Origin of the sequence: Shewanella oncorhynchi, from assembly GCF_030848765.1 — a bacterium.
Taxonomy (GTDB): Bacteria; Pseudomonadota; Gammaproteobacteria; order Enterobacterales; family Shewanellaceae; genus Shewanella; species Shewanella oncorhynchi.
Window position 1 is genome coordinate 4,970,177 of the sequence record NZ_CP132914.1, and the last position, 23,086, is coordinate 4,993,262.

Genomic DNA, 23,086 nt, shown 5'->3' on the forward strand with positions numbered 1-23,086 from the left:
CCCATCAAATAATTCTGCCTAAGTAGAATTAGCAATAAATGATTTTTTGGGGTAGTAATGAGTAAGCTTAAAGTGGCTTTATTAGTTGATGAGTACTTTGGTGGTACAGGCACAGTGTATGGTGGATACGGTTTTCTAGCACGCCACTTAATCGCCAAACACTTACCCAACGAAAATATTGAAGTAGAAGTGCTGATAAAAAAAGACTGCAGCAAGCAAAGATTAATACCTCGTCGCTATATGATCGATGGCATTAAAGTTTATCGCTTAGCTGCTAAGTTTATGGATTTCCTTAATATTAGGTTTCTGAAAAAGAAGAATTACGATATATTTCTGTCAATAGAAATGACAACCCACTCATATCGCATTCTAAAAACTATTCCCAATATTGATAAAAAACTCCTATTTTGGGTTCAAGATCCAAGACCTGATTATGAATGGGATGAAATTAATACCGTAAAACTTTTCCCTGAGAAAAGTTATTGGGACAGTAATATTTATCAGTTTGTTCATGACCTTTGGGCGGCAGGGAAAGTCTCATTTATTTCTCAGGCACGCTTTTTAGATCGTAAAGCCAGAGATCTCTACAATCTCGATGATAAAACAGAAATCAAATATTTACCCAATCCTATTGAGATCGATCATAATTTCGATGTAGAAGCACACCCGAAGAAAAATCACATTATCTTTCTGGGACGAATTGAGTCAGTCAAACGTGGTTGGTTATTTTGCGAGATAGCTAAACTGATGCCTGAATATGAATTTTTCATGCTAGGTCAGTCATTTAGGCAGTCAAAGAAAAATCAGTCCATCATGAATGACTACCTAAATATTCCCAACCTACATTTTGTAGGGCATGTAGAAGGCGATCGAAAAAACCAGCTAATCAAAGATGCTAAAATTTTAGTCAACACTTCAATTCACGAAGCTCTACCAATTTCTTTCTTAGAAGCGTTATCTTATGGCACCCTTCTCGTCAGTTGCCGTGACCCCGACGAGCTGACGAGTCAATTTGGCGTATTTACAGGTACAGTGCTCGGAGATGGTTTTGATAAAGTCGATTTATTTGTCGATGGTATACGCCATCTGATCGAAAACGAACAACTAAGACAAGAACTCGCGGTTAAGGCAGTTGACTACATCAAAGCAAACCACAGTATTGAAGATTTCCAGAAAAATATGCAAGAAATCATCTTTAAACTGGTTGAAGAAACGAAACTGCAAGGCTAACAAAATGGGCCGATATTTCAATATCGGCCCATAAGTAACGACAACTAGCTAAAACAACTTCCAATAACCTAGCTTGCGCCGCATCTTAAAATGGCGCAACAAGTTCAATGGTTTAGGTTTTAGCCAATCTGTGCCTTTATCAATCAAAGCATCTGTTGCGGCTAAAACTCGCTGGCTAGATTGACCATCGCCCGTAGGGTGAATTTGATTGCAATAATCATGGATGTGCACCATCAAATCATCAGGACGACTCAGTGCTCGCGTTAATGCAGATTCAATATCCTCAACCCGACTGATATCGATTAAATGATCTTTCGGTGACTGATTTTTAAAGGTCACCACTGGTTTTCGCTGCATTAAAAACATCAACAGAATCGATGAAGTGTCACACAACATCACATCCCCCGCCTGCAGCAAAGGGATCACATTATCAGTTTCAACAAACTGTAAATTCTCGTTTTCTAAAGCCTTGTACTGCTCAACAATTTTAGGGTTCATCTTTGGATGAAATTGCACTAACCAGCGCCATTGGCTCTTTTGCGACAGGGCTTTAATCTGCTCAAATACCACAGGTGCGCAGGTCAAACTTGGGGAAAATGTTGAGCAAAAGAGTACTACTGGCCTTGGGTCATCAGCTTTGATATAGGGATTATCTTTATTCTCAAGAAATAGGGGGTCGAGCGCAGGCCATCCCGTTTCAACTACAGTAAAAGTACCAAACTTTTTCTCTAGTTTCAGAAAGGGCAGAGTCGTCGCAGGGCCTTGGGTACAATACAAATCAAAACAATCTCTGATTTCGAAGTGATCTTCTCGGCCCTTATGATTCATTTTCCCCGCATTAAATCCATGGAATACGCCCACTTTAACCCCAGGAATAAAACGAGGGACAACGTTCCCTGGGACGAATACCGCATCTGGTTTCCACGCTTTCACAGCATCGATGCTCTGCAAGCGCAGTTCATCGGTTTTTAAAAACTTAGGATCGACCTCATTTCCCTCTAAGAACCAGCTAACCTCATCACCTCTTTCCAAAATGACTTGTTGAAGTGGCCTTAACATCGCATAGGAATAGTTTTGCGCTATGTAAAATAAATAACGTCTTTTGGCTTGTTTGGCTTCTTCCACAAGCATGCTCCTAAAACACAAACGAATAAATTATTTTGCCAACGCTAAATATTGTTCGGCAATTAAGGTCGCATCGACTTTGGCCAAAATCTCAACCTGCTCGAGGGATGGCGGCAAGCTAACAACCTCGTCTATCATTTTAGCTAACGCTTTGGGATCACGACGCGGCACGAGATAAGGCACTAAATTCCCTGTTAAAATTTCACTGGGTCCATGTGGGCAATCAGTGCTCACAACAGGAGTCCCACAAGCTAAAGATTCAATCAAGACTGTCGGTAAACCTTCAAAATCAGAGCTGAGCACTAATGCCTTAGCCTGCTTAATCCATGGAAAAGGATTACTTTGAAAACCGGGAATAATTAATCGCTTTTCAATACCAAACTTTTTCGCTGCTTTTATCGCTTTTTTGTGGTTATGACACAAGAGCACGACAGGAAGTTGATTTTGCGTGAGCTTGAGGGCTTCAAACAACACATCATGACGCTTTTGCTTAGCAAAGCGACCGACATGAATAAGATAATCTCCCTGAGGGATTTGCGGATTATCTTGCTGTGATTGAGATGTAATTTCGTTAAATTCAAATGGATTATAGATAGTTTGCATAGATGCTGGATGCAAACGACCTTTATCTTTAATCTCCTGTGCTATGCCATTTGAGACGGTAATCAAATGCTGGCCATTGAGCGCTTTTTTGGATTTTAGCTTCTTGAAATAAGCAAACGGTCCCAGTTTAAATTGGCGGCTCAACTCTTCTTCTACAGAAGAATGGACTATGACATAAAGCGGTGAAACACCGGTTTTGGTCATCATCAAATTGGTTTTATCTAAGTTTGATAAAAACAAATCAAACTTGCCCACTTGAGATTCAATTTCCGCGATTTTTGCGCTGAGTTTGTTAACCGAAGCATTCAATCGCCCAAAATGGTCGAAATCTTTATCCTTAGGGGCAAAACATTGATGAATGGGTAAGTCCTCTGGGATTTCATAATAGCGATTATCTTCCATGACTAAAAAATGCGGCTCATGCCCTAAGCGAATAAATTGCTTGGCTAAGGTAATCATGACCTTTTCGGCTCCGCCACCCGCTAAACTGTCAATGGCAATGGCTATCCGCATGATTTATCTCCTAAACGATATTCTGAATACCAACCGCTAATGCAGCGATACATCAAGAGTGCTGAACAAGAATGCTCGATACTAACAAGCCTTAACTGAGTGTCTACTGAACCACCAGCTCAAACTTCTCAATCACAGCTTCAACACTAATCAATGACATCAAATGCTCGCCTTTGGCGCGAGTTCCCCACGTAATTTGTCCACCATGTTGCGATCTCATGGCCTCATCATAGGCACTCACCACATATTGCTGCGATAAATACGGACCTGTGCGCCCAGGATTGGAATGGGCATATAAACCAATGACTGGGATACCTTGGGTAACCGCCATATGCGCAGGGCCAGTATCCGGAGCTAACACTAATCTTGCGCGTTTTAGCAGGGCCAATAATTGAGTCAGACTGGTTTTGCCCACTAAATTATCGATTTTAGAGGGACAAGCCTGCAAAATTTGCTCTGCTAAATCCTTCTCAAGTTGAGTTGGGCCACCGCAAAGCATGACTCTAAATCCTTTCGCAATCGCATGGCTCGCAACGGCGGCATAGCGCTCTGGTAACCAGTTACGTTCTGCCTTACTGGCTGCAGCGCAAATGATAAAGACTTTTTCATTGTCTTTAATCTGCGTCTGGGCAAATTCAGTATCCGCAATTGGCACAGGCATATGCCATTGAGGAGTGAGATCGTTAACGCCAATCGCCTTAGCGAATCCCATAAATCCTTCGAGCACATGGGGCTTGGCCAAGGGCTCCACCCTGTGATTTGTCACTAGCCACTGACCTTCTTTGGCGCGGGCACGATCGAAGCCTATGCGCACCTTTGCCGAAATGGCTAATGAAGCCAAGGTAGCACGTAGCGCAACCTGCATATGCAGCAGCACGTCAAAACGTCGGCCTTTTAAGGCCTTACGCAAATTAAAATAGCTGCGCCATCCTTGAGATTTATCGAAAATAACAAACTCAATGCCGGGTAAATGCTTCAACAATTGATATTCGAGTTTACCGATCACCCATGTGATTTTGAGCTCGGGGTATTGCCGCTGAATCGCCTGCACCATAGCCACGGCATGACAGACGTCACCGATAGCGGATAAGCGAAGCAAACAAAGAGAATTCATGGTATTGGGATTTAAACTCATTGGGATTGAAGCTAAAAGCTCTTAAGGTTATTTGGCGCAAGCTAAGGATCTTAATGTAGAATGGCCCTAGGTGCCACGCTTAAGTCAACAAATCTCCGATGAATGCTCAGATACAGCTCATAAAAACCGCTCAAGGTAACATTGCAGTTTGCCAAGATACGCCAACAGATATCGATCCCGCGTGGTTCACGGTGGATTTTTGGCGGGCTAAAAATGCTGTCGTCGGTTCATCCAAAGGCCGCTACACCACTTGGTTTGTGGCATTTGAGCATAGTCATTGGGTATTGCGTCATTATTGGCGTGGCGGCTTAATGGAAAAATTCAGCAAAGATGCTTACGTTTATACTGGCCTCGAAAATACCCGCGCCATGGGTGAGTTACGCTTATTAGACATTTTGTATCGCGAAGATTTTGCTGTACCTAAACCGATTGCCGCCAACATAGTGCGCGATGGATTATTTTACCGCGCCGATATCATTATCGAACGGGTCGAAGGCGCCGAAGATTTAGTCGCTAAACTCGGCAAAGGGGTCATGAGCACAGAGCAATGGCAGGCATTAGGGGCTTGCATAGCCCAATTCCATCAGCGTGGTGTGTACCACGCCGACCTCAATGCCAAGAATATTCTGTTCCAGCCCGCACAAACTGAACCCTTAACGCCAGAGCGGTTTTATCTTATCGATTTCGACCGTGGTGAGTTAAAAACACCGAGCCCGCAATGGCAGCAATCGAATCTAGACAGACTGTTACGTTCCTTTAATAAAGAACAAGCCAAGCTACCAAACCTTGCCTTCACCGCTGATAACTGGTCATCACTGATGATGGGCTACCAAGCGGCGATGCAAAGCGCCTGATCCACTTAAAAAATTATCCCGTTGAATTAAGACTTTATTAAATATTGCACTAAAGTAAATTGTCGTTGCAAGGCACCGCGATTTGCCTCAACCACAGCCAATCCCGCGTTCACCGCCTGCAGGCGTAACTCAGGTTTAGCAAAATACTCAATCAAGTTAGCGGCAAGTTCATCCGCCGATGCGACAACCTTTAACCCACCAGCATCCGCCAACATCTGCGTAATTTGAGCAAAATCCCAATGGTTCGGTCCCACCATAACAGGCACGCCCATAGCAACAGGCTCCAAGGGATTATGACCACCGTTAGTGATCAGCGTACCACCGACAAAGGCTTGATCCGCCGCGCCATAAAAGGTCAGAAGTTCACCCATGGTATCGCCCACTAGCACTTGAGTCGTGGCCGCCACAGGAAAATTACCGCTGCGGCGAACAGATTCAAAACCTTGGCTGGCAACAAACTCAGCAACGGCAGAAAACTGCTCAGGATGACGCGGTGCAATAATCAGCAAAGCATCTGGCCACTGAGCCAATAATTGCCTATGGGCTGTAAGCATGGCGTCAAATTCTCCAGGATGCACACTGCCTGCGACCCAAATCGGCGAGGTTTCACGCCCCCAAGTCTGACGCAACAGCTTGGCATTGGCTAAACGCTCAGGCGTAATACTGAGATCAAACTTCAAGCTACCGCATACTGTCACTCTATCTGGCGATACACCTAACTCGATAAAACGCTGCGCTTCTACTTGAGTCTGCACCGCAATAATATCGAGTCGTTGCAACATAGGTCGACTGAGTTTAGGGCGCTTAGCATATTGCGCCGCCGACTTGGCCGACAGACGTGCATTGGCCAACATCAAGCGCACACCTCGCTTGGCCGCTAAGGCAACCAAATTAGGCCACAGTTCGGTTTCCATAATGATGCAAGATTTAGGTGAGACTTGGCGCAAGAAACGCCCCACACACCAAGGTAAGTCAAAGGGTAAATAACAATGTTGCACTGAGTCACCAAAGGCTTTACGCACTTCGGCAGACCCTGTTGGGCTGGTTGTGGTAACCGTAATGCTTAATTCAGGGTGTGATTGCATAATCAAACGGATCAATGGGATTGCCGCAAGCGTTTCACCCATAGACACAGAATGGACCAGTAAATCCGTCGATTTAAGTCGAGTTAATCCAAAACGCTCCCCCCAACGACCGCGGTAATCAGGGCTTTTAATAGCACGAAATGCTAAATAGACGACTAGCAAAGGGGATAATAAATATAAGATCGTGGAATAGAAAAAACGATTCATTAAAAACGTGCTTATGAGTTTTGCCTGATGAATAGCGGCAATGTTAGCATATGCACCAAATTAGGGATAATTTACCAGCAGTTCGGCGGTCGTTGGTTAGCTTTCTTTGATCAATTATGTGGCGTTCACTAGCAATTTGGATAACTTATGAAAACCCGCGACAAAATAATCTATGCCAGTCTTGAACTGTTCAACGAGCATGGCGAAAGAAACATCACCACCAATCACATTGCTGCTCACTTAAATATGAGTCCCGGGAATCTTTATTACCATTTTCGCAATAAAGAAGACATTATCCGCTGTATTTTCAGTCTATATGAGAATCATCTCGAATCGGGTTTCCAACCCTATGAAGATAAGCAAGTGGATGTAGAACTGTTAATCGGCTACTTCGATGCTATGTTCTATACCTTGTGGCAATTCCGTTTTATGTACGCCAATCTTGCGGATATTCTCGCCCGCGATGAAGAACTAAAAAAACGCTATTTGCACGCACAGCAGCAAGTCTTAACGCGTTCAAGCCATGTGCTGCATAAACTCACACAAGATGGATTTCTGTGTGTCGATGCTGACAAAATCACGCCACTGGCGGATACCATTAAGATGATCGTCAGCTTTTGGATTGGTTATCAACTCACACAATCCAGCACGTCCACCATTACTAAAGCGACACTTTATGAAGGCGTTTTAAGGGTGCTGATGATTTTCAAAGCCTATGCAACCCCGACTTCCGTTGCGACTTTTACTCGCCTAGAGCAACATTACCACGCGCTAGCGAGTCAAGAATCTCTATAACGTCATCCCAAACACCTATGTTGGGAACTCGCATTCGGAACTAAACTCAAAGCAATTATAGTACTGAGTGCGAACCCGTTTTCGCTCTACAACGCTTAAAAGAATACTCAGTCAAACAGTGGCAAACTTATGTTGCACATTAGTTTTTATAATGTAAAAACCACTTTAGCCCTAAACTAGTTTATCTTGCGAACCTGCATGAAAAAAAGGCTGTAGGCCGATTAGGTTTAGAGTTAGAATGCCGCCACTCCCAAAATCAGAATAAAGTTAACTAAGGAGATATCAGGTGGCCTCTACCTCATTCTACGCACAGATTAATCAACAGCTTGCAGACATCAAAGCCGAAGGCTTATATAAAAGCGAGCGTGTTATTGCCTCACCACAACAGACTGCCATTCAAGTTAATCACCAAGAAGTTGTTAACTTTTGCGCGAATAATTACCTAGGCCTAGCGAATCACCCCGAGCTAATCAAAGCCGCCCAACAGGGTTTAGACAGCCACGGCTTTGGTATGGCATCAGTACGTTTTATTTGCGGTACCCAAGACATACATAAAAAGCTAGAAGCTAGCCTGAGCGAATTCCTCGGCACTGAAGACACTATTCTTTACTCTTCATGTTTTGATGCGAACGCAGGTCTATTCGAAACCTTATTAGATGCAGAAGACGCCATCATTTCTGATGCGTTAAACCATGCTTCTATCATCGACGGTGTACGTTTATGTAAAGCAAAGCGTTTCCGCTATGCCAACAACGACATGGCCGATTTAGAAACTCAGCTGATCGCCGCGAAAGAAGCAGGCGCCCGTAACATCTTGATCGCCACCGATGGCGTATTCTCGATGGACGGCGTGATTGCTAACCTGCAAGGCGTATGTGATTTAGCCGATAAATACGGCGCACTAGTGATGGTCGATGACTCTCACGCTGTGGGCTTTATCGGCGCAAACGGCCGTGGCACGCACGAATATTGCAATGTGATGGACAGAGTCGACATCATCACTGGCACCTTAGGCAAAGCCTTAGGCGGCGCATCGGGCGGTTTCACTTCGGGTAAAAAAGAAGTCATAGACTGGTTACGTCAGCGTTCACGTCCTTACCTGTTCTCTAACTCATTAGCGCCATCAATCGTGACTGCATCTATCCATGTGTTAGAAATGCTCAAATCAGGCCAAGCCCTGCGCGAAGCCGTATGGGAAAACAGCCGTTATTTCCGTGAGCAAATGTCAGCAGCAGGCTTTACTTTGGGCGGCGCCGACCACGCGATTATCCCTGTGATGATTGGTGATGCGAAACTGGCGGGCGACTTTGCTAACCGCTTATTAGCAGAACATATTTATGTTATTGGCTTCTCGTTCCCAGTCGTTCCTAAGGGACAAGCCCGTATCCGTACGCAAATGTCAGCGGCACATACCCGTGAGCAACTCGACAAAGCGATCACCGCCTTTACTCGTATTGCCAAAGAAATGGGCATTATTTAGGACTTAAGACAATGAAAGCACTAAGCAAGTTAAAAGCCGAAAAAGGTATTTGGTTAGTCGATGCGCCTAAGCCAGTGATGGGCCACAACGATCTGCTGATCAAAATTAAAAAAACTGCGATTTGTGGCACCGACATGCACATCTACAACTGGGACGAATGGTCACAAAAAACCATTCCAGTCCCCATGGTTGTTGGTCATGAATATGTAGGCGAAGTGGTTGATATCGGTCAAGAAGTTCGTGGTTTTAAGATAGGCGACCGCGTGTCTGGCGAAGGCCATATCACCTGCGGCCACTGCCGTAACTGCCGCGCAGGCCGCACCCATTTATGCCGTAACACCTCTGGCGTGGGTGTCAATCGTGAAGGTTCATTTGCGGAATACTTAGTTATCCCCGCCTTTAACGCCTTTAAAATCCCTGATGACATCAGCGATGATTTAGCCTCAATCTTTGACCCCTTTGGTAACGCTGTGCACACAGCATTATCCTTCGATTTAGTCGGTGAAGACGTGTTGATCACCGGCGCAGGTCCCATCGGCATAATGGCGGCTGCAGTATGTCGTCACGTAGGTGCTCGCCATGTGGTGATCACTGACGTCAACGAATACCGCTTAGAGCTGGCCCGTAAAATGGGCGCCACGCGCGCTGTGAACGTGTCAAAAGAAAACCTAAAAGACGTGATGAAAGAACTGGGCATGACCGAAGGTTTCGACGTTGGATTAGAAATGTCTGGCGTACCCTCAGCCTTCCACGCCATGTTAGATACCATGAACCACGGCGGCAAAGTCGCTATGCTCGGTATTCCTGGTGGCGAAATGGCGATTGATTGGAGCAAAGTGATCTTCAAAGGTTTGGTCATTAAAGGCATCTACGGCCGTGAAATGTTCGAAACTTGGTACAAGATGGCGAGCCTTATCCAATCTGGCTTAGATATTTCGCCTATCATCACTCACCACTTCAAGATTGATGATTTCCAACAAGGTTTCGACGCCATGGGCTCGGGCCAATCGGGTAAAGTGATCCTCAGCTGGGATTAATCCACCAGAGCATAACCTCGATAGGGGCTGTACACTCGCAGCCCCTTGTTGCACACTTATCCCATCTTGATTTTCATCTCTTAGCTTTGTCAGGTTTTATTATGTCTTCCTTTAAACACTTAAGCGTTAATCAATTGCTGCAAATGACCGAAGCACAGCCAGTGCAAATCGTCGATATCCGCGATGGCAATAGCTTCACCAACGGCCATATTGCAGGTGCAACTAACCTGAATAACGAAAACCTAGCGCAATTTATTAGCCAAGCCGATATGGACAGCCCACTGGTAGTGGTTTGTTACCACGGTATGAGCAGCCAAAATGCGGCGCAGTATTTATGCGAGCAAGGATTTGATGACGTTTACAGTCTAGACGGCGGCTATAGCGCCTGGCATGAGGCAAATGCATGATAGAAATTGGCAGACTCCCCAACAGTAGAGCCGCGCAGGCATTTGTCGATTACCTCAAGGGTAAACACATTGACTGCCAAATTGAGCCGCTGGAGCAAGGTGTCGCCATTCTCGTCATCCATGACAAAGATCTGGAGCAAGCGCGCAAAGAGTTTGCCCATTTCATGGCTCATCCCTACGACAGTAAATATCTGCAAGCCTCGTGGGAACACGGCGATACCCAAACTAAGATAGATTACGGCGCCCCTTCGCTACAGTTGTTTACCCAATTCATTACCGGCGCAGGCCCAGTCACGTTGATCGTTTTTGCGGTTTGCGTACTCATTTTTGCGGCGATGAACTTAGGGTTCGCCAACCAAACCTACGCAGCACTGTCCTATTTTGGCGCGGTACCAAGTTCAGAGTTCAGCCAGTTCTGGCGTGTTTTTACCCCAAGCCTGCTGCATTTTTCAGCCATGCACGTCATCTTTAACTTGCTCTGGTGGTGGTATTTAGGCGGTAAAATCGAAACCCGAATCGGCACAGCACCATTGCTCATCCTGCTGTTTGTGGCGGGAACACTGCCAAACGTCATCCAATATTATGTCGGTGGACCTAACTTCGGCGGGCTATCCGGCGTTGTGTATGCCGTGGTGGGTTACACTTGGGTCATGGGGATACGTAAACCTGCTGCTGGAATAGACTTTCCACCATCATATATGGCCTTTATGATGATTTGGTTGGCATTGGGATTCACGGATATTCTAGGGGTTGCCGTTGCGAACGGTGCCCACATTGGTGGCTTACTCATAGGGTTAGCCCAAGGTTTATTCGATAGCCGCAAGTCCTCAAGCTCAATCTAATCCCGTTATACCAAGATAAATCCTGAAGAACGCATAGGGATTTATCTTGGTTCAATGACGCGCTCTTACACTTCTACAAACCTAACGCGCGTCAGTCATCTCCAGTACCTTAGCAACCAGCTTCTCGATGCCTGAATGCGCTTCAGCAATACTTCCAGCCAACATATAAGCGGGAGTGCTGACTATTCGATTCGCTTCATCTACGACGATCTCATGCACAGTGGCGACTTGATGCTCTCCCCCCATCAAATTGAACGCCGCAACAGTATCGCTATCATTACCAATAGTGCCTTTTACGCCATGGGGATATAATCGCGGGATCATCATAGGTGCGATACAGATAAAGCCAACGGGCTTTTTCGCCAGAATGAACTCATTGATAAAATCAGTCACCAGCGGATCTACTTCACACTCGCTGCCGTTCGTCGCAAAATTACACAGATTTTTCGCCGCACCAAAACCACCGGGAATGATCAAGGCATCAAATTCGGCGATAGCTAATTCTGTGGTCGCTTTAACTTCGCCACGGGCAATGCGCGCCGACTCCACCAGCACATTACGACTTGCTGTCGCATCGACCTCGCCAGTGAGGTGATCGACCACATGCATCTGTTTGATATCAGGTGCAAAACATTGGTAGTGAGCCCCCCCTTTGGATAAGCATAAAAGCGTTAAAACCGATTCATGGATCTCTGTTCCATCGAAAACACCGCATCCACTCAGTAACACTGCGACTTTTTTCATTAAAAATATCCTTCTTATGTCATTAAGTTTTAACAAACTACAAACAAACTAGTTGATCTGATTAAAAATCGTGCTAACTTAATTCGTCGAATCTGACGGGTGCCGAAAATTAAGCCAATCCTTAGATGTATTTTACGGAGTCAATAAAAAATCCACAAATTGGGAAGATTTTTTAAGAAACAGTATTGAACTCACACAAATCTTTTATAAATATAAAAAACAACAACTTAAAAATATCGCACTAAGCCGTAATCATCGCCATTATTCTCAGTTGACTTTTTCACTCACAGACTTATCCACAGGCTGGGAGTCATTTTGCCGTGGCTGAAATAGCGCTTATGTGGCATGCTTAGCGCCATCTAAGTCATCGATAAACGAAAAATACTTATGCCAACCGTCGCTAAAAACCCACTTGTGCTTGTGGATGGATCTTCTTATTTATATCGCGCTTATTATGCGCCTCCTCACCTGACAAACTCAAAGGGCGAAGCAACCGGTGCCGTTTATGGCGTAGTGAATATGTTACGCAGCTTGCTGACTCGCTATCAGCCAAGCCATATCGCAGTCGTGTTCGATGCCAAGGGCAAAACCTTCCGCAATGACATGTACAGCGAATACAAAGCACAGCGCCCACCTATGCCTGATGACCTACGTTCGCAAATCGAACCTCTACATCGCATTATTCGTGCACTGGGTTTACCACTGATTTCGATTTCCGGCGTCGAAGCCGATGACGTGATTGGAACTATTGCCCGCCAAGCCAGCTTAGAAAACCGTGCCGTGCTTATCAGCACAGGCGATAAAGACATGGCCCAGTTAGTGGATGAGAACGTCACGCTCATCAACACCATGACAGACACCATAATGGGCCCAGAAGAAGTCGCTATTAAATTTGGTGTTGGTCCAGACCGTATCATAGATTTGCTCGCGCTGATGGGCGACAAGGCCGATAACATTCCCGGCTTACCCGGCGTAGGTGAAAAGACGGCGCTCGCTATGCTCACAGGAGCCGGCAGCGTGAGTAATTTATTAGCGGAACCCGAAAAAGTCGCCGAGCTCGGCTTTAGGGGTTCTAAAACCATGGCGGCGAAGATCATTGAAAATGCCGATATGCTCAAGCTTTCTTACGAACTCGCCACCATTAAAACCGATGTCGAACTTGAGCAAGACTGGCACGAACTTACCATCATGCCTGCAGACAAAGATGAACTGATAAAATGCTACGGCGAGATGGAGTTTAAACGTTGGTTAGCTGAAGTCTTAGATAATAAAATGACGGCAAATACCTCAATTGATGCGGCATCCACAGAAACGCAAGAAGACTCATCTCCAGTCGAAGCGATTGAAACACAGTACGACTGCATTCTCACCGAAGCCGAATTAGACACTTGGATTGCTAAGCTTAAACAAGCCGACTTAATGGCAATCGATACTGAGACCACCAGCTTAGATTACATGGTGGCCGAATTAGTCGGGATCTCCTTCGCCGTTGAGACAGGAAAAGCCGCTTATCTTCCTTTGACCCACGATTACGTTGGTGCACCGACCCAAATCGATAAAACGGTCGCGTTAGAAAAACTGCGTCCACTGCTTGAAGATCCAAAGCTCAAGAAAGTCGGTCAAAATCTTAAGTACGACATCAGTATCTTAGCCAATGCAGGGATCAAACTACAGGGCGTCGCTTTCGACACTATGCTCGAATCCTATGTTTTCAACTCAGTGGCTTCGCGCCATGATATGGATGGTTTAGCACTCAAGTATTTAGGCCATAAGAATATCAGCTTTGAAGAAATCGCCGGTAAAGGTGCAAAACAGCTGACCTTCAACCAAATTCCACTAGAGACGGCTGCGCCTTATGCGGCCGAAGATGCCGACATCACACTGCGTTTACACCAACATTTATGGCCAAGACTCGAAAAAGAAGCCGAACTTGCCGCCATGTTTACTGAAGTCGAATTGCCGCTAATCCAAGTGTTGTCGGACATTGAACGTCAAGGGGTATTAATCGACAGTATGTTACTCGGCCAACAGAGCGATGAACTGGCGCGTAAAATCGATACCTTAGAAGAAAAAGCCTACGACATTGCTGGTGAAAAATTCAATCTTGGTTCACCTAAGCAGCTGCAAGTATTGTTTTATGAAAAGCTAGGTTATCCGATCACCAAAAAGACCCCAAAGGGTGCGCCATCGACCGCGGAAGAAGTGTTGGTCGAATTAGCATTAGATTTCCCACTGCCAAAGGTGATCCTCGAACATCGAAGTCTATCTAAGTTAAAGAGTACTTACACCGATAAGCTGCCACTGATGGTCAACGCTAAAACGGGTCGCGTACACACTAGCTATCATCAAGCTAATGCGGCAACAGGTCGCTTATCGTCAAGCGAACCTAACCTGCAGAATATTCCGATTCGCACCGAAGAAGGTCGCCGTATTCGCCAAGCCTTTATCGCCCCAGCAGGCCGTAAAATTTTGGCCGCCGACTACTCGCAAATCGAACTACGGATCATGGCCCATTTATCCCAAGATGCTGGCTTACTCAAAGCCTTCGCCGAGGGCAAAGACATTCATAGAGCCACTGCTGCAGAAGTATTTGGTACCGACTTTGATGAAGTCACCACAGAACAACGCCGCCGTGCCAAAGCGGTTAACTTCGGCTTAATTTATGGCATGTCAGCCTTTGGTTTGGCGCGTCAGCTTGATATCCCACGCCATGAAGCACAAACCTATATCGATACCTACTTTGCCCGTTATCCTGGCGTATTACGTTATATGGAAGAAACGCGCGCGGGTGCTGCTGACTTAGGTTATGTGTCGACTCTGTTTGGTCGTCGCCTCTACTTGCCCGAAATCCGTGATCGTAATGCGATGCGCCGCCAAGGTGCTGAACGTGCTGCGATTAACGCGCCAATGCAAGGTACGGCTGCTGACATCATCAAAAAGGCCATGATCAATATTGCCCAGTGGATCAAAACAGAAACCCAAGGCGAAATCACTATGATCATGCAGGTTCACGATGAATTAGTGTTTGAAGTCGATGCGGATAAAGCAGAGGCACTTAAAAAGACAATCTGCACCTTGATGGCGCAAGCAGCTAATCTCGATGTTGAACTGCTTGCCGAAGCAGGCATTGGTGATAACTGGGATGAAGCCCACTAATCTCAGTAATATCCAGAAGAACACTATCAATATGATTTAACTGAAAATAAAGCTAATCTGACTTCAATATTTTGAGCTCAGATTAGCTCTCTCCCGTCTTAATCACCTCTAAGAACATCAATACAGAGTCCTTTTCATCACTCAGCATAAATAACCCTTTCACAATACAAATTAGCTCGTTAAGTTAGACAAACTTCATCGGCAGAAATGATTCACTCACAGTCAAACAATCTTTATCTGATACATTTGGCAGTAGAGTTCATCGATACACTGCCACAGCAGATGGATATTAAAGGGTGTGATTTACTCTAATTGAAACTGCATTCAAGTCAGCCATATATGCTCAAGAGTGCCATAACGGTTGTTCTCTCTCGCGTACACCAAAATCTTAGGTCAGGATTAGAGTAAAAAATCAAATCTCAAATATTGATCACTTTTGTATATAAATTTCGAGTTTCATCTATAAATCAGCCAATTAATCATTTTCAATGAAATTTTAGGATCAATTTGAGATGCTTTTTCACTCACAACCTGAGATCAAGCGCACATAATTACCTCTTTTTTGAAAAAACTGTTTTCCATTTAAAGATAAATAGAGTAATATTCTCTGCGTAGGGTACAGAGGTTAAGATGTTCTATCTTTCAGACCTTTATTTCACTTATAGTGATGAGCCAAATTCTGGCGCCTCAGCAACTTGTTTGCTGAGGCTTTTTTTTGCTCTTTTTTCAGACTTTAAGTAAATTTTAGAGTATTTACTTTAATAAGGAATGAATTGGCTGTATGCTAGTTTCATTGAGAACCATTGAAGCTAATTTGATGGTGCTTGAGTCTTGTTGAATTTAGCTTCTCCCCAAAAGAGCTAATATTTTTGGCCGATGATAATATCATCGGCTATTTTTTTGCCTGAGATTAACGAATAACCGATGGGAATGAGACTGAAAAAAAGAGAAAAAATTGCAGTAAAAACAAAGAGGAGGTATACACAGTCAAATTCTACCATGTACACCAAAACAGGCGATATTATTCAGCGTTATTCGCTGCATCTAACTCATCAGTCAACCACTGTGGATGACACCATTCATTAAGAATTGCCAACACTTTAGGCTTACCGGTTCCTTTAAGTGATGAGAAGGGTTCAACTTGCACCCAGTCGCCAAACTCACTTAGTGCGAGACGCACTTCATTTACGGTTTTCATCTTAGCACTTTGGGCTAATTTGTCTGATTTCGTTAGCAAAGCTAATACAGGAATTTCACTAGCAACTGCCCATTCAATCATCTGCATATCGAGATCTTTTAATGGATGACGAATATCCATCAAGACAACCACGCCACTTAAACAAGCGCGTTTTTGCAAATATTCACCCAATGCTTGCTGCCATTTATTTTTCAACGCAAGTGGGACTTGCGCAAAGCCATAACCAGGCAAGTCAACTAAACGACGCTGAGCATCTAACTCAAATACGTTAATTAGTTGAGTACGGCCCGGTGTTTTACTGGTTCTTGCTAAACTTTTTTGCTCAGTTAATGCATTGAGTGCACTAGACTTTCCAGCATTAGAGCGGCCAGCAAATGCAATCTCAACTCCAACATCGCCGGGCAGATATTGATCCAAATGTGCAATGTCAGGTGCACTGATTAAAAACTTTGCCCTACGAAAATCTATACGAGATTCAGTCACTATTTACTCCGAAATTTTTCTACGCAATACCATAATTTATGAAGAATTACTTACTTTCCCACGTTTTCGTGTAAAATATTACTCCGATCACATTAATCATATTTTACCACGCTTGCGGGTCACCCTAGTAAGCTCAGGATAATAATTTAACCAGAAGTTGGAACGCCATGAAAAAGCTAGCTCTTGCGCTGTCTGTTGTAATTGCCGCCATATCTTCACCTGCGATTGCTGAAGGTAATGCTGAAGCGGGAAAAACGAAAATCATTGTCTGTTCGGCCTGTCACGGTATGGACGGTAACAGTATGATCGATATGTACCCCAAAATTGCGGGCCAACACGCCACTTACCTCCAAAAGCAACTACATGATTTCCGTAGCGCAGCACAAACTGGCGGTAAAGATGGTCGTATGGATCCTATCATGAGTGGCATGGCAATGCCTCTAAGCGATCAGGATATTCTCGACATTAGCGCATATTTTTCTAGCCAAGCAATCCAAGTGGCTGAAGCAAAAGATGTTCCTGAGTTAGGTGCTAAACTTTACAAAGGTGGTGATGTTTCTCGTGGCATTACCGCTTGTATGGCATGTCATGGCCCAGATGGTAAAGGCGCTGAGCTTGCAGGTTTTCCAACGCTGGCAGGCCAACACGCCAACTATATCAAGATCCAGCTGACAAAATTCCGTGAAGCGGGCCGCCATAATGACTTGAATGGCATGATGCAAGATGTGGCTAAAAAACTAAATGATAGCGATATCGACGCGCTATCAAAGTATCTTTCTAGCCTGAAGTAATCTTCGCGAGTGAAAAGAAGGGTGTATTGTCACCCTTTTTTTACACCACAAAGTTGACGTGGACGTAAACTGCTAAGATTCGTGCTTGACATAGATCACAGATTTCGGTTTAATAAGCCCCGTACCGAGATAAACCCATCTGTTTGTACAAAAAGATTAATAATAACTTACAGGTTTCGGTATAATTAACGTTCAAGATATAAGAATAAAGATACTCAATAACAATAATATACTTAAGACCACTCTCTAATAATAACAAGAGTCGTGATTTCCACTTGAAATCCAGGTCAGCACAATTTTGTAAGGGATGGCCGATAACGCCAATTTGCTTCTAGCAAAACACCTTACACTCAGGGTAACTTGCCCCATCAGGACATAGTTTACATGATGTAAACTGTAGCAAAGGAAGCGATAAGCTTAGGATGCACTGGCTGGATGCTTGTTATCACAGGAAGGTACTTAAGTAACATGGATGGTTAACTCGACGTCAATGATGACGATGCTTTAAAAGATGTGTCGCGAGACCATCTACGGAAACTGTAGTCAGGATGGCGACAGAAAAAATAAAGTGTCTGGAAGACCATTAACAAAAATAATGCAGGGAAAGCAGTAAAAAAAAGAAGGATACCGACCGGGAAAGTCGCATAGCAAGTATGGATACTTGGAATCAGGATAAGGTGCTAAAGCACCCTTTGTAAGGCGGCAGTTTAACTGCCGCCTTTTTTCTTTTATAACACCCCATTAGTGTCTAAAATGTGCACTCAACCAATATAATTGGTACAATCAAAGCCTTAATAACCACTTCAGCAGACTCAATGCCCAGATGCCCTCTTTGTCATAACAGTCAGACACGACTCCTTCATCAAGATAAAAAGCGGAGTTTTTATGTTTGCAAGACATGTGAGTTAACCTTTGCGGATGCGAATAGCCATTTACCCCCCGCGGCAGAGAAGCAAAGATACGGTCGTTCACGCATAGCGTCGAAGCAAAAACAGTTATCGCAATTTATTTTGCCGCTGTTAGCGCAATTAGAGCAGCAACAAGCGGGCAGTTTATTAGGATTGAATTTTGGCCGCATACTCGATGATGAGAGCCTGACGACCATAGAAAATGCGGGCCACAAGTTAAATCAATATGATCCCTTTTTTGCCCCTAATCATGACGTGTTAAAGCTAGAGTATGATTTTATCTGCTGTTATCGGGTATTTGAGCATTTTCAAAACCCTATAAAAGAGTGGACTTTGCTCTCTCGGCTACTGCATTCTGGTGGTTGGTTAGCGATAAGCACACCATTACTGACTGAATTAGATGGTTTTGCTAAGTGGCATTATAAGAACAACCTCACCCATGTGAGCTTTTATCAGCGACAAACCTTCGAGTACCTCGCAAACAATAGCGATTTTGAACTATTATTTGCCGCAAAGGACCTCGTTTTGATGCAAAAAACATCATAATCTGGTATAACACTCGGCCTAATTTCGCACCTTGTAGACAAGCTCACCCTTAGTCTGCAAGGCCATACGTTGTAAATAATTGAGAAGACCATGTCTCGTAGCAAGAAAACACGCAAGGGCGGCGAGAACAGCCCTAAGTTACAGCCAAGAGTGAAGAAGCAAGATCGCGCTGTAGCGACTGGCAAACGTAAAGATTCTGGCAATAAATCAGGTAGTCGTCATAACGAAAGCTTAATTTTAGCGCAAGCGCCGCAACAGCAGGCCGCTAAGAAAAAAGACCCGCGTCATGGCAGTAAAAAGCCTGTGGCTTTAGCAATTCCTGCAGCAGTGGTAACAGATAAAGCCGCTCAGCCAAAAGTAAAACAAGCTAAGCTGACTGACGAGCAAAAACTGCTGAAACTGGAAGAAGATCCAAGACTAAATCAGCTGTTAGATATGCTGGAAGAAGGCCGTGATCTCAACGAGGTTGACCAAAAGTGGTTAGATCAACAGCTAAATAAGATTGAAGCTCTGATGGTTAAACTAGGCATTAGCGACGATATGGATGATGATGCACCTTCATCACCAGCTAAGTCTTTGTCTGACGATGAGTTGTTCGACAAGTTCGAATCAGGCGCTGACTTACTGAAAGATTATCAAGACAAGTTCTAAACCTCTCAGTGCTAAGGCATAGGGAACTCAGTTTTTAGCTGTGCTCCTTATGCCATTCATATAAGGAGTCTCTGTGTCTACGGCTATCATTATTCTCGGTTTTATCATCATAGTAGCGCTTAGTAGCTACGCCACCTTCTTAATCCTAAAACTCAAGCAGCAAAAAAAGCGTCAGCAGGCCGAACAAGCCGAGCGTGAAGCCACGGCGAACGCAAAACGCGCCCAAGTTTTAGATGATATCCGCTATATCGCCACCGCTATGATTGAAGACCGCTGTGAGATCTCTGAAGGCGTGGTCAGGATTGGGCGATTATTTGAAATCCTGTCATTAAGTGAGCGTGTGGCTCCCGATTACCCTTCATTATTCAAACACTTTGAGTTAATTAAAAATCATCCCATCATGGATGCTCGTCAAGCCTTGCCTAAGCAAGAAAGAATGAAGTTAGACTTGATCAGAATGAAGTCCGAAGCGGCATTAGAGCAAGGCATCAGTGATGATGCGAAAAAACTGTCGGATTACCAAGCCAAAGCGATGCATTAAACCAGCCCATTGCTATACCTCAAGACCACTTATATTGTGGTTTTGAGGTCATCTCGATAAAACCCGCACCAATCTTACCCTCCTTACTCCCGTGAGCCTGCGCACAAAACCGCCAAATATCGACAGACAAGCGTACTTTTTTGATAGATATTGCGTAACTTCTAAAATAACAGACGTCATTTTTACAACCTAGATCAAGGTTATTTACTTAAGAACCTTGCATACTTCGCTTGTTGCTAATTTACCCACGGAGGACACGCCTTGAAGCAGCCCACTCAGATTAGCTGGGATCAGTCGATGATCGAAAAGTATAACTACAGCGGTCCCCGTTATACCTCTTACCCAACGGCATTAGAGTTCGATGACACATTCACCGAACAAAACCTGCTGACGGCCATTGAAAATAGCAAAAGCGATAAACTGTCGCTGTATATTCATATCCCGTTCTGCGCCAAGCTTTGTTATTACTGCGGCTGTAATAAAGTCATCACCCGCCACCAACACAAAGCCGATCAGTACATTGAATATTTAAGCCAAGAAATTATCAAACGTGCGCCCCTGTTCAAACATTACAGTGTGACCCAAATGCATTGGGGCGGCGGTACACCCACGTTCTTAAATCCTGAGCAGATTCTTAAACTTACGTCATTGATTAAAGCCAACTTTAACTTTGCGGAAGAAGGCGAGTACTCGATTGAAGTCGATCCTCGCGAGATAGAGCTGTCAATGCTCGACACGTTGAAAGAAGCGGGCTTTAACCGGATCTCCATCGGTGTACAAGATTTCAATAAAGAAGTGCAAATTGCCGTTAATCGCGAACAAGATGAGCAATTTATCTTCGACTTAATGGCCAAAGCAAAAGCCATGGGTTTTGTGTCAACCAACATAGATTTAATCTATGGTTTGCCACACCAAACGCCAGAAACCTTTGCCGTCACTATGCAGCGCGTTTTAGATTTATCGCCTGACCGTCTGTCGGTATTTAACTATGCTCACTTACCTGCGCGCTTTGCTGCACAACGTAAGATCAAAGATGAGCATTTACCTTCGCCAAAACAAAAACTCGAAATGCTGCACCAAACTATCGAGACCTTAACTGGCGCTGGCTACCAATATATCGGTATGGACCACTTTGCTAAACCCGATGACGAGTTAGCCAAGTTACAGCGTGAAGGCAGACTGCACCGCAACTTCCAAGGTTATACCACCCAAGAAGAATGCGATTTGTTAGGTCTTGGCGTATCGTCCATCAGTCAGATTGGCGACTGCTATGCGCAAAACCAGAAAGATATCCGCCCTTACTATGAAGCCATAGATAAGGAAGGCCATGCTTTGTGGAAAGGTTGTAGCCTGAACCGCGACGATGAAATCCGCCGCGTAGTGATTAAACAGCTGATTTGCCACTTCGAATTAGATATGGCGAAAATTGATGAGAAGCTAGGGATTAACTTCGAAACCTATTTCGCGGAAGATCTTAAGTTAATGCAGACATTTATCGATGACAAGTTAGTTGAAATCGTCGACAGACAGATCACTATCAGCCCTACTGGCCGTTTATTGATCCGCAATATCTGTATGTGCTTCGATCTTTACTATCGTCAAAAAGCGCGTCAGCAACAGTTCTCACGCGTGATCTAAAACGCTTATTGCTGCACTCGCAAACGCTCACAAAAAATCCGACTCTAGAGTCGGATTTTTATTTATGGCTATTTTTATTAACGACTCAGAATCGACTTATACCTTAGCGGCATAGAGTGCTTTGCGCTCACTGTCCGATAAAAATGCCATTTCAACGCCGTTACGTTGCACCTGCGCTAACTCAGCATCGGTTAACTTGAGTTCAGATTTGGCGATACGATACTCATGCTTAATATCGATAGCGCTCACACCGGGATCATCGGTATTTAGGCTTATCAACACGCCTGCATCCATAAAGGTTCTGAATGGATGCTCAGCGTAAGAAGCCACAGTAGAAGTATGCAAGTTACTGGTTGGGCAAGATTCGATGCCAATACGGTGCTTAGCAAGATATTCCATCAGCTTAGGATCGTGAATCGCATTCACCCCATGACCAATTCGAGTTGCGCCAAGTTCTTGAATCGCTTGCCACATACTTTGTGAACCCGCAGCTTCACCGGCGTGAGCCGTAATCGCAAGGCCAGCATCACGAACACGTTTAAAGTGATCGTTAAATAACTCGCCAGGGAAGCCTAATTCATCACCGGCTAAGTCCATAGCCACGAGATGTTGTTTATGGGCGAGTAAGCCTTCAAGTTCTTGAGTACAAGCAGCTTGACCAAATGAACGTGACATAATGCCAATCAAATTGATCTTCACGTTATAGTCTTTTAAGCCCGCTTTAACGCCGTCAACTACCGCCTCAACTACGCCTTCAATCGGTAACTTATGGTTCATCGCCATATAGTAAGGACTAAAACGTAACTCAGCGTAATCTAAGCCAGATAACGCCGCATCGGCAACGTTTTCATAGGCGACGCGTTTAACCGCATCCAAATCTGCGAGTACGGCAACCATCCAATCGAGCTTCTTTAAGAAGGCGACTAAGCTAGTTTCTTTCCCCTGAATTTGCACAAAAGGTGCGAGCGTCTCTAAAGAATCGGCAGGTAGCGCAATGCCGTGTTGGTGTCCTAGTTCCCAAATGGTATTTACCCGCACATTACCGTCTAGGTGACGATGCAGATCCACCAATGGAATGGATGTATCAATCATATTTAACCCCTATTTGAACTACCCA

20 protein-coding genes are annotated in these 23,086 nt (G+C 44.5%); 13 read left to right on the top strand and 7 right to left on the bottom strand.

The window, feature by feature from the left end:
- The first annotated feature begins 57 nt into the window (after positions 1 to 57).
- On the top strand, positions 58 to 1,230 hold the full coding sequence (locus tag RA178_RS21850) for a glycosyltransferase family 4 protein (protein WP_306683909.1): 1,173 nt from the start codon (positions 58 to 60) through the stop codon (positions 1,228 to 1,230).
- A gap of 48 nt (positions 1,231 to 1,278) precedes the next feature.
- Here the strand turns inward: RA178_RS21850 and RA178_RS21855 are convergent, their stop codons facing one another.
- The 3 genes from RA178_RS21855 to RA178_RS21865 all read right to left on the bottom strand — a co-directional run bounded on the left by RA178_RS21855 (position 1,279) and on the right by RA178_RS21865 (position 4,606).
- Positions 1,279 to 2,361, bottom strand: a complete 1,083-nt coding sequence (locus tag RA178_RS21855) for a CDP-glycerol glycerophosphotransferase family protein (protein WP_371134961.1) — start codon at positions 2,359 to 2,361, stop codon at positions 1,279 to 1,281.
- Positions 2,362 to 2,385: 24 nt separating this feature from the next.
- Complete coding sequence (locus tag RA178_RS21860; RefSeq protein ID WP_306683913.1) at positions 2,386 to 3,471, bottom strand: glycosyltransferase; 1,086 nt, start codon at positions 3,469 to 3,471, stop codon at positions 2,386 to 2,388.
- Between the two features lie 103 nt (positions 3,472 to 3,574).
- On the bottom strand, positions 3,575 to 4,606 hold the full coding sequence (locus RA178_RS21865; RefSeq protein WP_306683915.1) for a glycosyltransferase family 9 protein: 1,032 nt from the start codon (positions 4,604 to 4,606) through the stop codon (positions 3,575 to 3,577).
- Positions 4,607 to 4,704: 98 nt separating this feature from the next.
- Between RA178_RS21865 and RA178_RS21870 the strand changes: the two genes are divergently transcribed.
- Complete coding sequence (locus tag RA178_RS21870; protein WP_306683916.1) at positions 4,705 to 5,460, top strand: 3-deoxy-D-manno-octulosonic acid kinase; 756 nt, start codon at positions 4,705 to 4,707, stop codon at positions 5,458 to 5,460.
- 26 nt (positions 5,461 to 5,486) lie between these two features.
- On the opposite strand, the gene waaA is transcribed toward RA178_RS21870, so the two are convergent.
- A complete protein-coding gene (gene waaA, locus RA178_RS21875; RefSeq protein WP_306683918.1) occupies positions 5,487 to 6,752 on the bottom strand; it encodes a lipid IV(A) 3-deoxy-D-manno-octulosonic acid transferase in 1,266 nt (421 codons plus the stop codon).
- Between the two features lie 147 nt (positions 6,753 to 6,899).
- On the opposite strand from waaA, the gene RA178_RS21880 reads away from it, so the two are divergent.
- The 5 genes from RA178_RS21880 (at position 6,900) to glpG (ending at position 11,313) form a co-directional block, all read left to right on the top strand.
- The gene (locus RA178_RS21880; protein ID WP_113940155.1) at positions 6,900 to 7,547 is read left to right on the top strand and encodes a TetR/AcrR family transcriptional regulator; all 648 of its coding nucleotides are present in this window, start codon (positions 6,900 to 6,902) and stop codon (positions 7,545 to 7,547) included.
- Positions 7,548 to 7,833: 286 nt separating this feature from the next.
- The gene (locus RA178_RS21885; RefSeq protein ID WP_105250756.1) at positions 7,834 to 9,027 is read left to right on the top strand and encodes a glycine C-acetyltransferase; all 1,194 of its coding nucleotides are present in this window, start codon (positions 7,834 to 7,836) and stop codon (positions 9,025 to 9,027) included.
- An 11-nt stretch (positions 9,028 to 9,038) separates the two neighbouring features.
- Positions 9,039 to 10,064, top strand: a complete 1,026-nt coding sequence (gene tdh, locus RA178_RS21890; protein ID WP_220591547.1) for an L-threonine 3-dehydrogenase — start codon at positions 9,039 to 9,041, stop codon at positions 10,062 to 10,064.
- Between the two features lie 101 nt (positions 10,065 to 10,165).
- Positions 10,166 to 10,471: a thiosulfate sulfurtransferase GlpE gene (gene glpE / locus RA178_RS21895; RefSeq protein WP_006084745.1), complete on the top strand. Its 306-nt coding sequence runs from the start codon at positions 10,166 to 10,168 to the stop codon at positions 10,469 to 10,471.
- Positions 10,468 to 11,313 (top strand): rhomboid family intramembrane serine protease GlpG, encoded by an 846-nt coding sequence (gene glpG, locus RA178_RS21900; protein ID WP_306683921.1) that lies wholly within the window; start codon positions 10,468 to 10,470, stop codon positions 11,311 to 11,313. Before glpE ends, glpG begins: the two co-directional genes overlap by 4 nt.
- Positions 11,314 to 11,394: 81 nt before the next feature.
- On the opposite strand, the gene elbB is transcribed toward glpG, so the two are convergent.
- Positions 11,395 to 12,057, bottom strand: a complete 663-nt coding sequence (gene elbB / locus RA178_RS21905; protein ID WP_306683922.1) for an isoprenoid biosynthesis glyoxalase ElbB — start codon at positions 12,055 to 12,057, stop codon at positions 11,395 to 11,397.
- Positions 12,058 to 12,444: 387 nt separating this feature from the next.
- Between elbB and polA the strand changes: the two genes are divergently transcribed.
- The gene (gene polA / locus RA178_RS21910) at positions 12,445 to 15,213 is read left to right on the top strand and encodes a DNA polymerase I (RefSeq protein WP_306683924.1); all 2,769 of its coding nucleotides are present in this window, start codon (positions 12,445 to 12,447) and stop codon (positions 15,211 to 15,213) included.
- A 1,021-nt stretch (positions 15,214 to 16,234) separates the two neighbouring features.
- Here the strand turns inward: polA and yihA are convergent.
- Complete coding sequence (yihA, locus tag RA178_RS21915) at positions 16,235 to 16,894, bottom strand: ribosome biogenesis GTP-binding protein YihA/YsxC (protein ID WP_006079362.1); 660 nt, start codon at positions 16,892 to 16,894, stop codon at positions 16,235 to 16,237.
- A 167-nt stretch (positions 16,895 to 17,061) separates the two neighbouring features.
- Here yihA and RA178_RS21920 point away from each other — a divergent pair, with 167 nt between their 5' ends.
- The 5 genes from RA178_RS21920 (at position 17,062) to hemN (ending at position 21,969) form a co-directional block, all read left to right on the top strand.
- On the top strand, positions 17,062 to 17,685 hold the full coding sequence (locus RA178_RS21920) for a c-type cytochrome (RefSeq protein WP_105250761.1): 624 nt from the start codon (positions 17,062 to 17,064) through the stop codon (positions 17,683 to 17,685).
- An 815-nt stretch (positions 17,686 to 18,500) separates the two neighbouring features.
- Positions 18,501 to 19,139 carry a class I SAM-dependent methyltransferase gene (locus RA178_RS21925; RefSeq protein WP_105250762.1) on the top strand — a complete coding sequence of 213 codons (639 nt, stop codon included), beginning with the start codon at positions 18,501 to 18,503 and terminating at the stop codon, positions 19,137 to 19,139.
- A gap of 90 nt (positions 19,140 to 19,229) precedes the next feature.
- Positions 19,230 to 19,790 carry a Der GTPase-activating protein YihI gene (yihI, locus tag RA178_RS21930; RefSeq protein WP_173248456.1) on the top strand — a complete coding sequence of 187 codons (561 nt, stop codon included), beginning with the start codon at positions 19,230 to 19,232 and terminating at the stop codon, positions 19,788 to 19,790.
- Between the two features lie 73 nt (positions 19,791 to 19,863).
- On the top strand, positions 19,864 to 20,331 hold the full coding sequence (locus RA178_RS21935; RefSeq protein WP_306683928.1) for a DUF2489 domain-containing protein: 468 nt from the start codon (positions 19,864 to 19,866) through the stop codon (positions 20,329 to 20,331).
- Positions 20,332 to 20,592: 261 nt separating this feature from the next.
- Positions 20,593 to 21,969, top strand: coding sequence for an oxygen-independent coproporphyrinogen III oxidase (hemN, locus tag RA178_RS21940; RefSeq protein ID WP_006084752.1), 1,377 nt, complete (start codon positions 20,593 to 20,595; stop codon positions 21,967 to 21,969).
- A 96-nt stretch (positions 21,970 to 22,065) separates the two neighbouring features.
- Here hemN and add read toward each other — a convergent pair whose 3' ends face one another.
- A complete protein-coding gene (add, locus tag RA178_RS21945) occupies positions 22,066 to 23,061 on the bottom strand; it encodes an adenosine deaminase (RefSeq protein ID WP_263167891.1) in 996 nt (331 codons plus the stop codon).
- Positions 23,062 to 23,086 lie beyond the last annotated feature (25 nt).

Coding starts and splice junctions, on each gene's coding strand:
- RA178_RS21865 (WP_306683915.1), bottom strand. CDS start 4,606: ATGAGTTTAAATCCCAATACCATGAATTCTCTTTGTTTGCTTCGCTTA.
- tdh (WP_220591547.1), top strand. CDS start 9,039: ATGAAAGCACTAAGCAAGTTAAAAGCCGAAAAAGGTATTTGGTTAGTC.
- glpG (WP_306683921.1), top strand. CDS start 10,468: ATGATAGAAATTGGCAGACTCCCCAACAGTAGAGCCGCGCAGGCATTT.
- RA178_RS21855 (WP_371134961.1), bottom strand. CDS start 2,361: ATGCTTGTGGAAGAAGCCAAACAAGCCAAAAGACGTTATTTATTTTAC.
- RA178_RS21870 (WP_306683916.1), top strand. CDS start 4,705: ATGAATGCTCAGATACAGCTCATAAAAACCGCTCAAGGTAACATTGCA.
- RA178_RS21880 (WP_113940155.1), top strand. CDS start 6,900: ATGAAAACCCGCGACAAAATAATCTATGCCAGTCTTGAACTGTTCAAC.
- RA178_RS21860 (WP_306683913.1), bottom strand. CDS start 3,471: ATGCGGATAGCCATTGCCATTGACAGTTTAGCGGGTGGCGGAGCCGAA.
- elbB (WP_306683922.1), bottom strand. CDS start 12,057: ATGAAAAAAGTCGCAGTGTTACTGAGTGGATGCGGTGTTTTCGATGGA.
- RA178_RS21850 (WP_306683909.1), top strand. CDS start 58: ATGAGTAAGCTTAAAGTGGCTTTATTAGTTGATGAGTACTTTGGTGGT.
- glpE (WP_006084745.1), top strand. CDS start 10,166: ATGTCTTCCTTTAAACACTTAAGCGTTAATCAATTGCTGCAAATGACC.
- RA178_RS21920 (WP_105250761.1), top strand. CDS start 17,062: ATGAAAAAGCTAGCTCTTGCGCTGTCTGTTGTAATTGCCGCCATATCT.
- yihI (WP_173248456.1), top strand. CDS start 19,230: ATGTCTCGTAGCAAGAAAACACGCAAGGGCGGCGAGAACAGCCCTAAG.
- RA178_RS21925 (WP_105250762.1), top strand. CDS start 18,501: ATGCCCAGATGCCCTCTTTGTCATAACAGTCAGACACGACTCCTTCAT.
- polA (WP_306683924.1), top strand. CDS start 12,445: ATGCCAACCGTCGCTAAAAACCCACTTGTGCTTGTGGATGGATCTTCT.
- waaA (WP_306683918.1), bottom strand. CDS start 6,752: ATGAATCGTTTTTTCTATTCCACGATCTTATATTTATTATCCCCTTTG.
- add (WP_263167891.1), bottom strand. CDS start 23,061: ATGATTGATACATCCATTCCATTGGTGGATCTGCATCGTCACCTAGAC.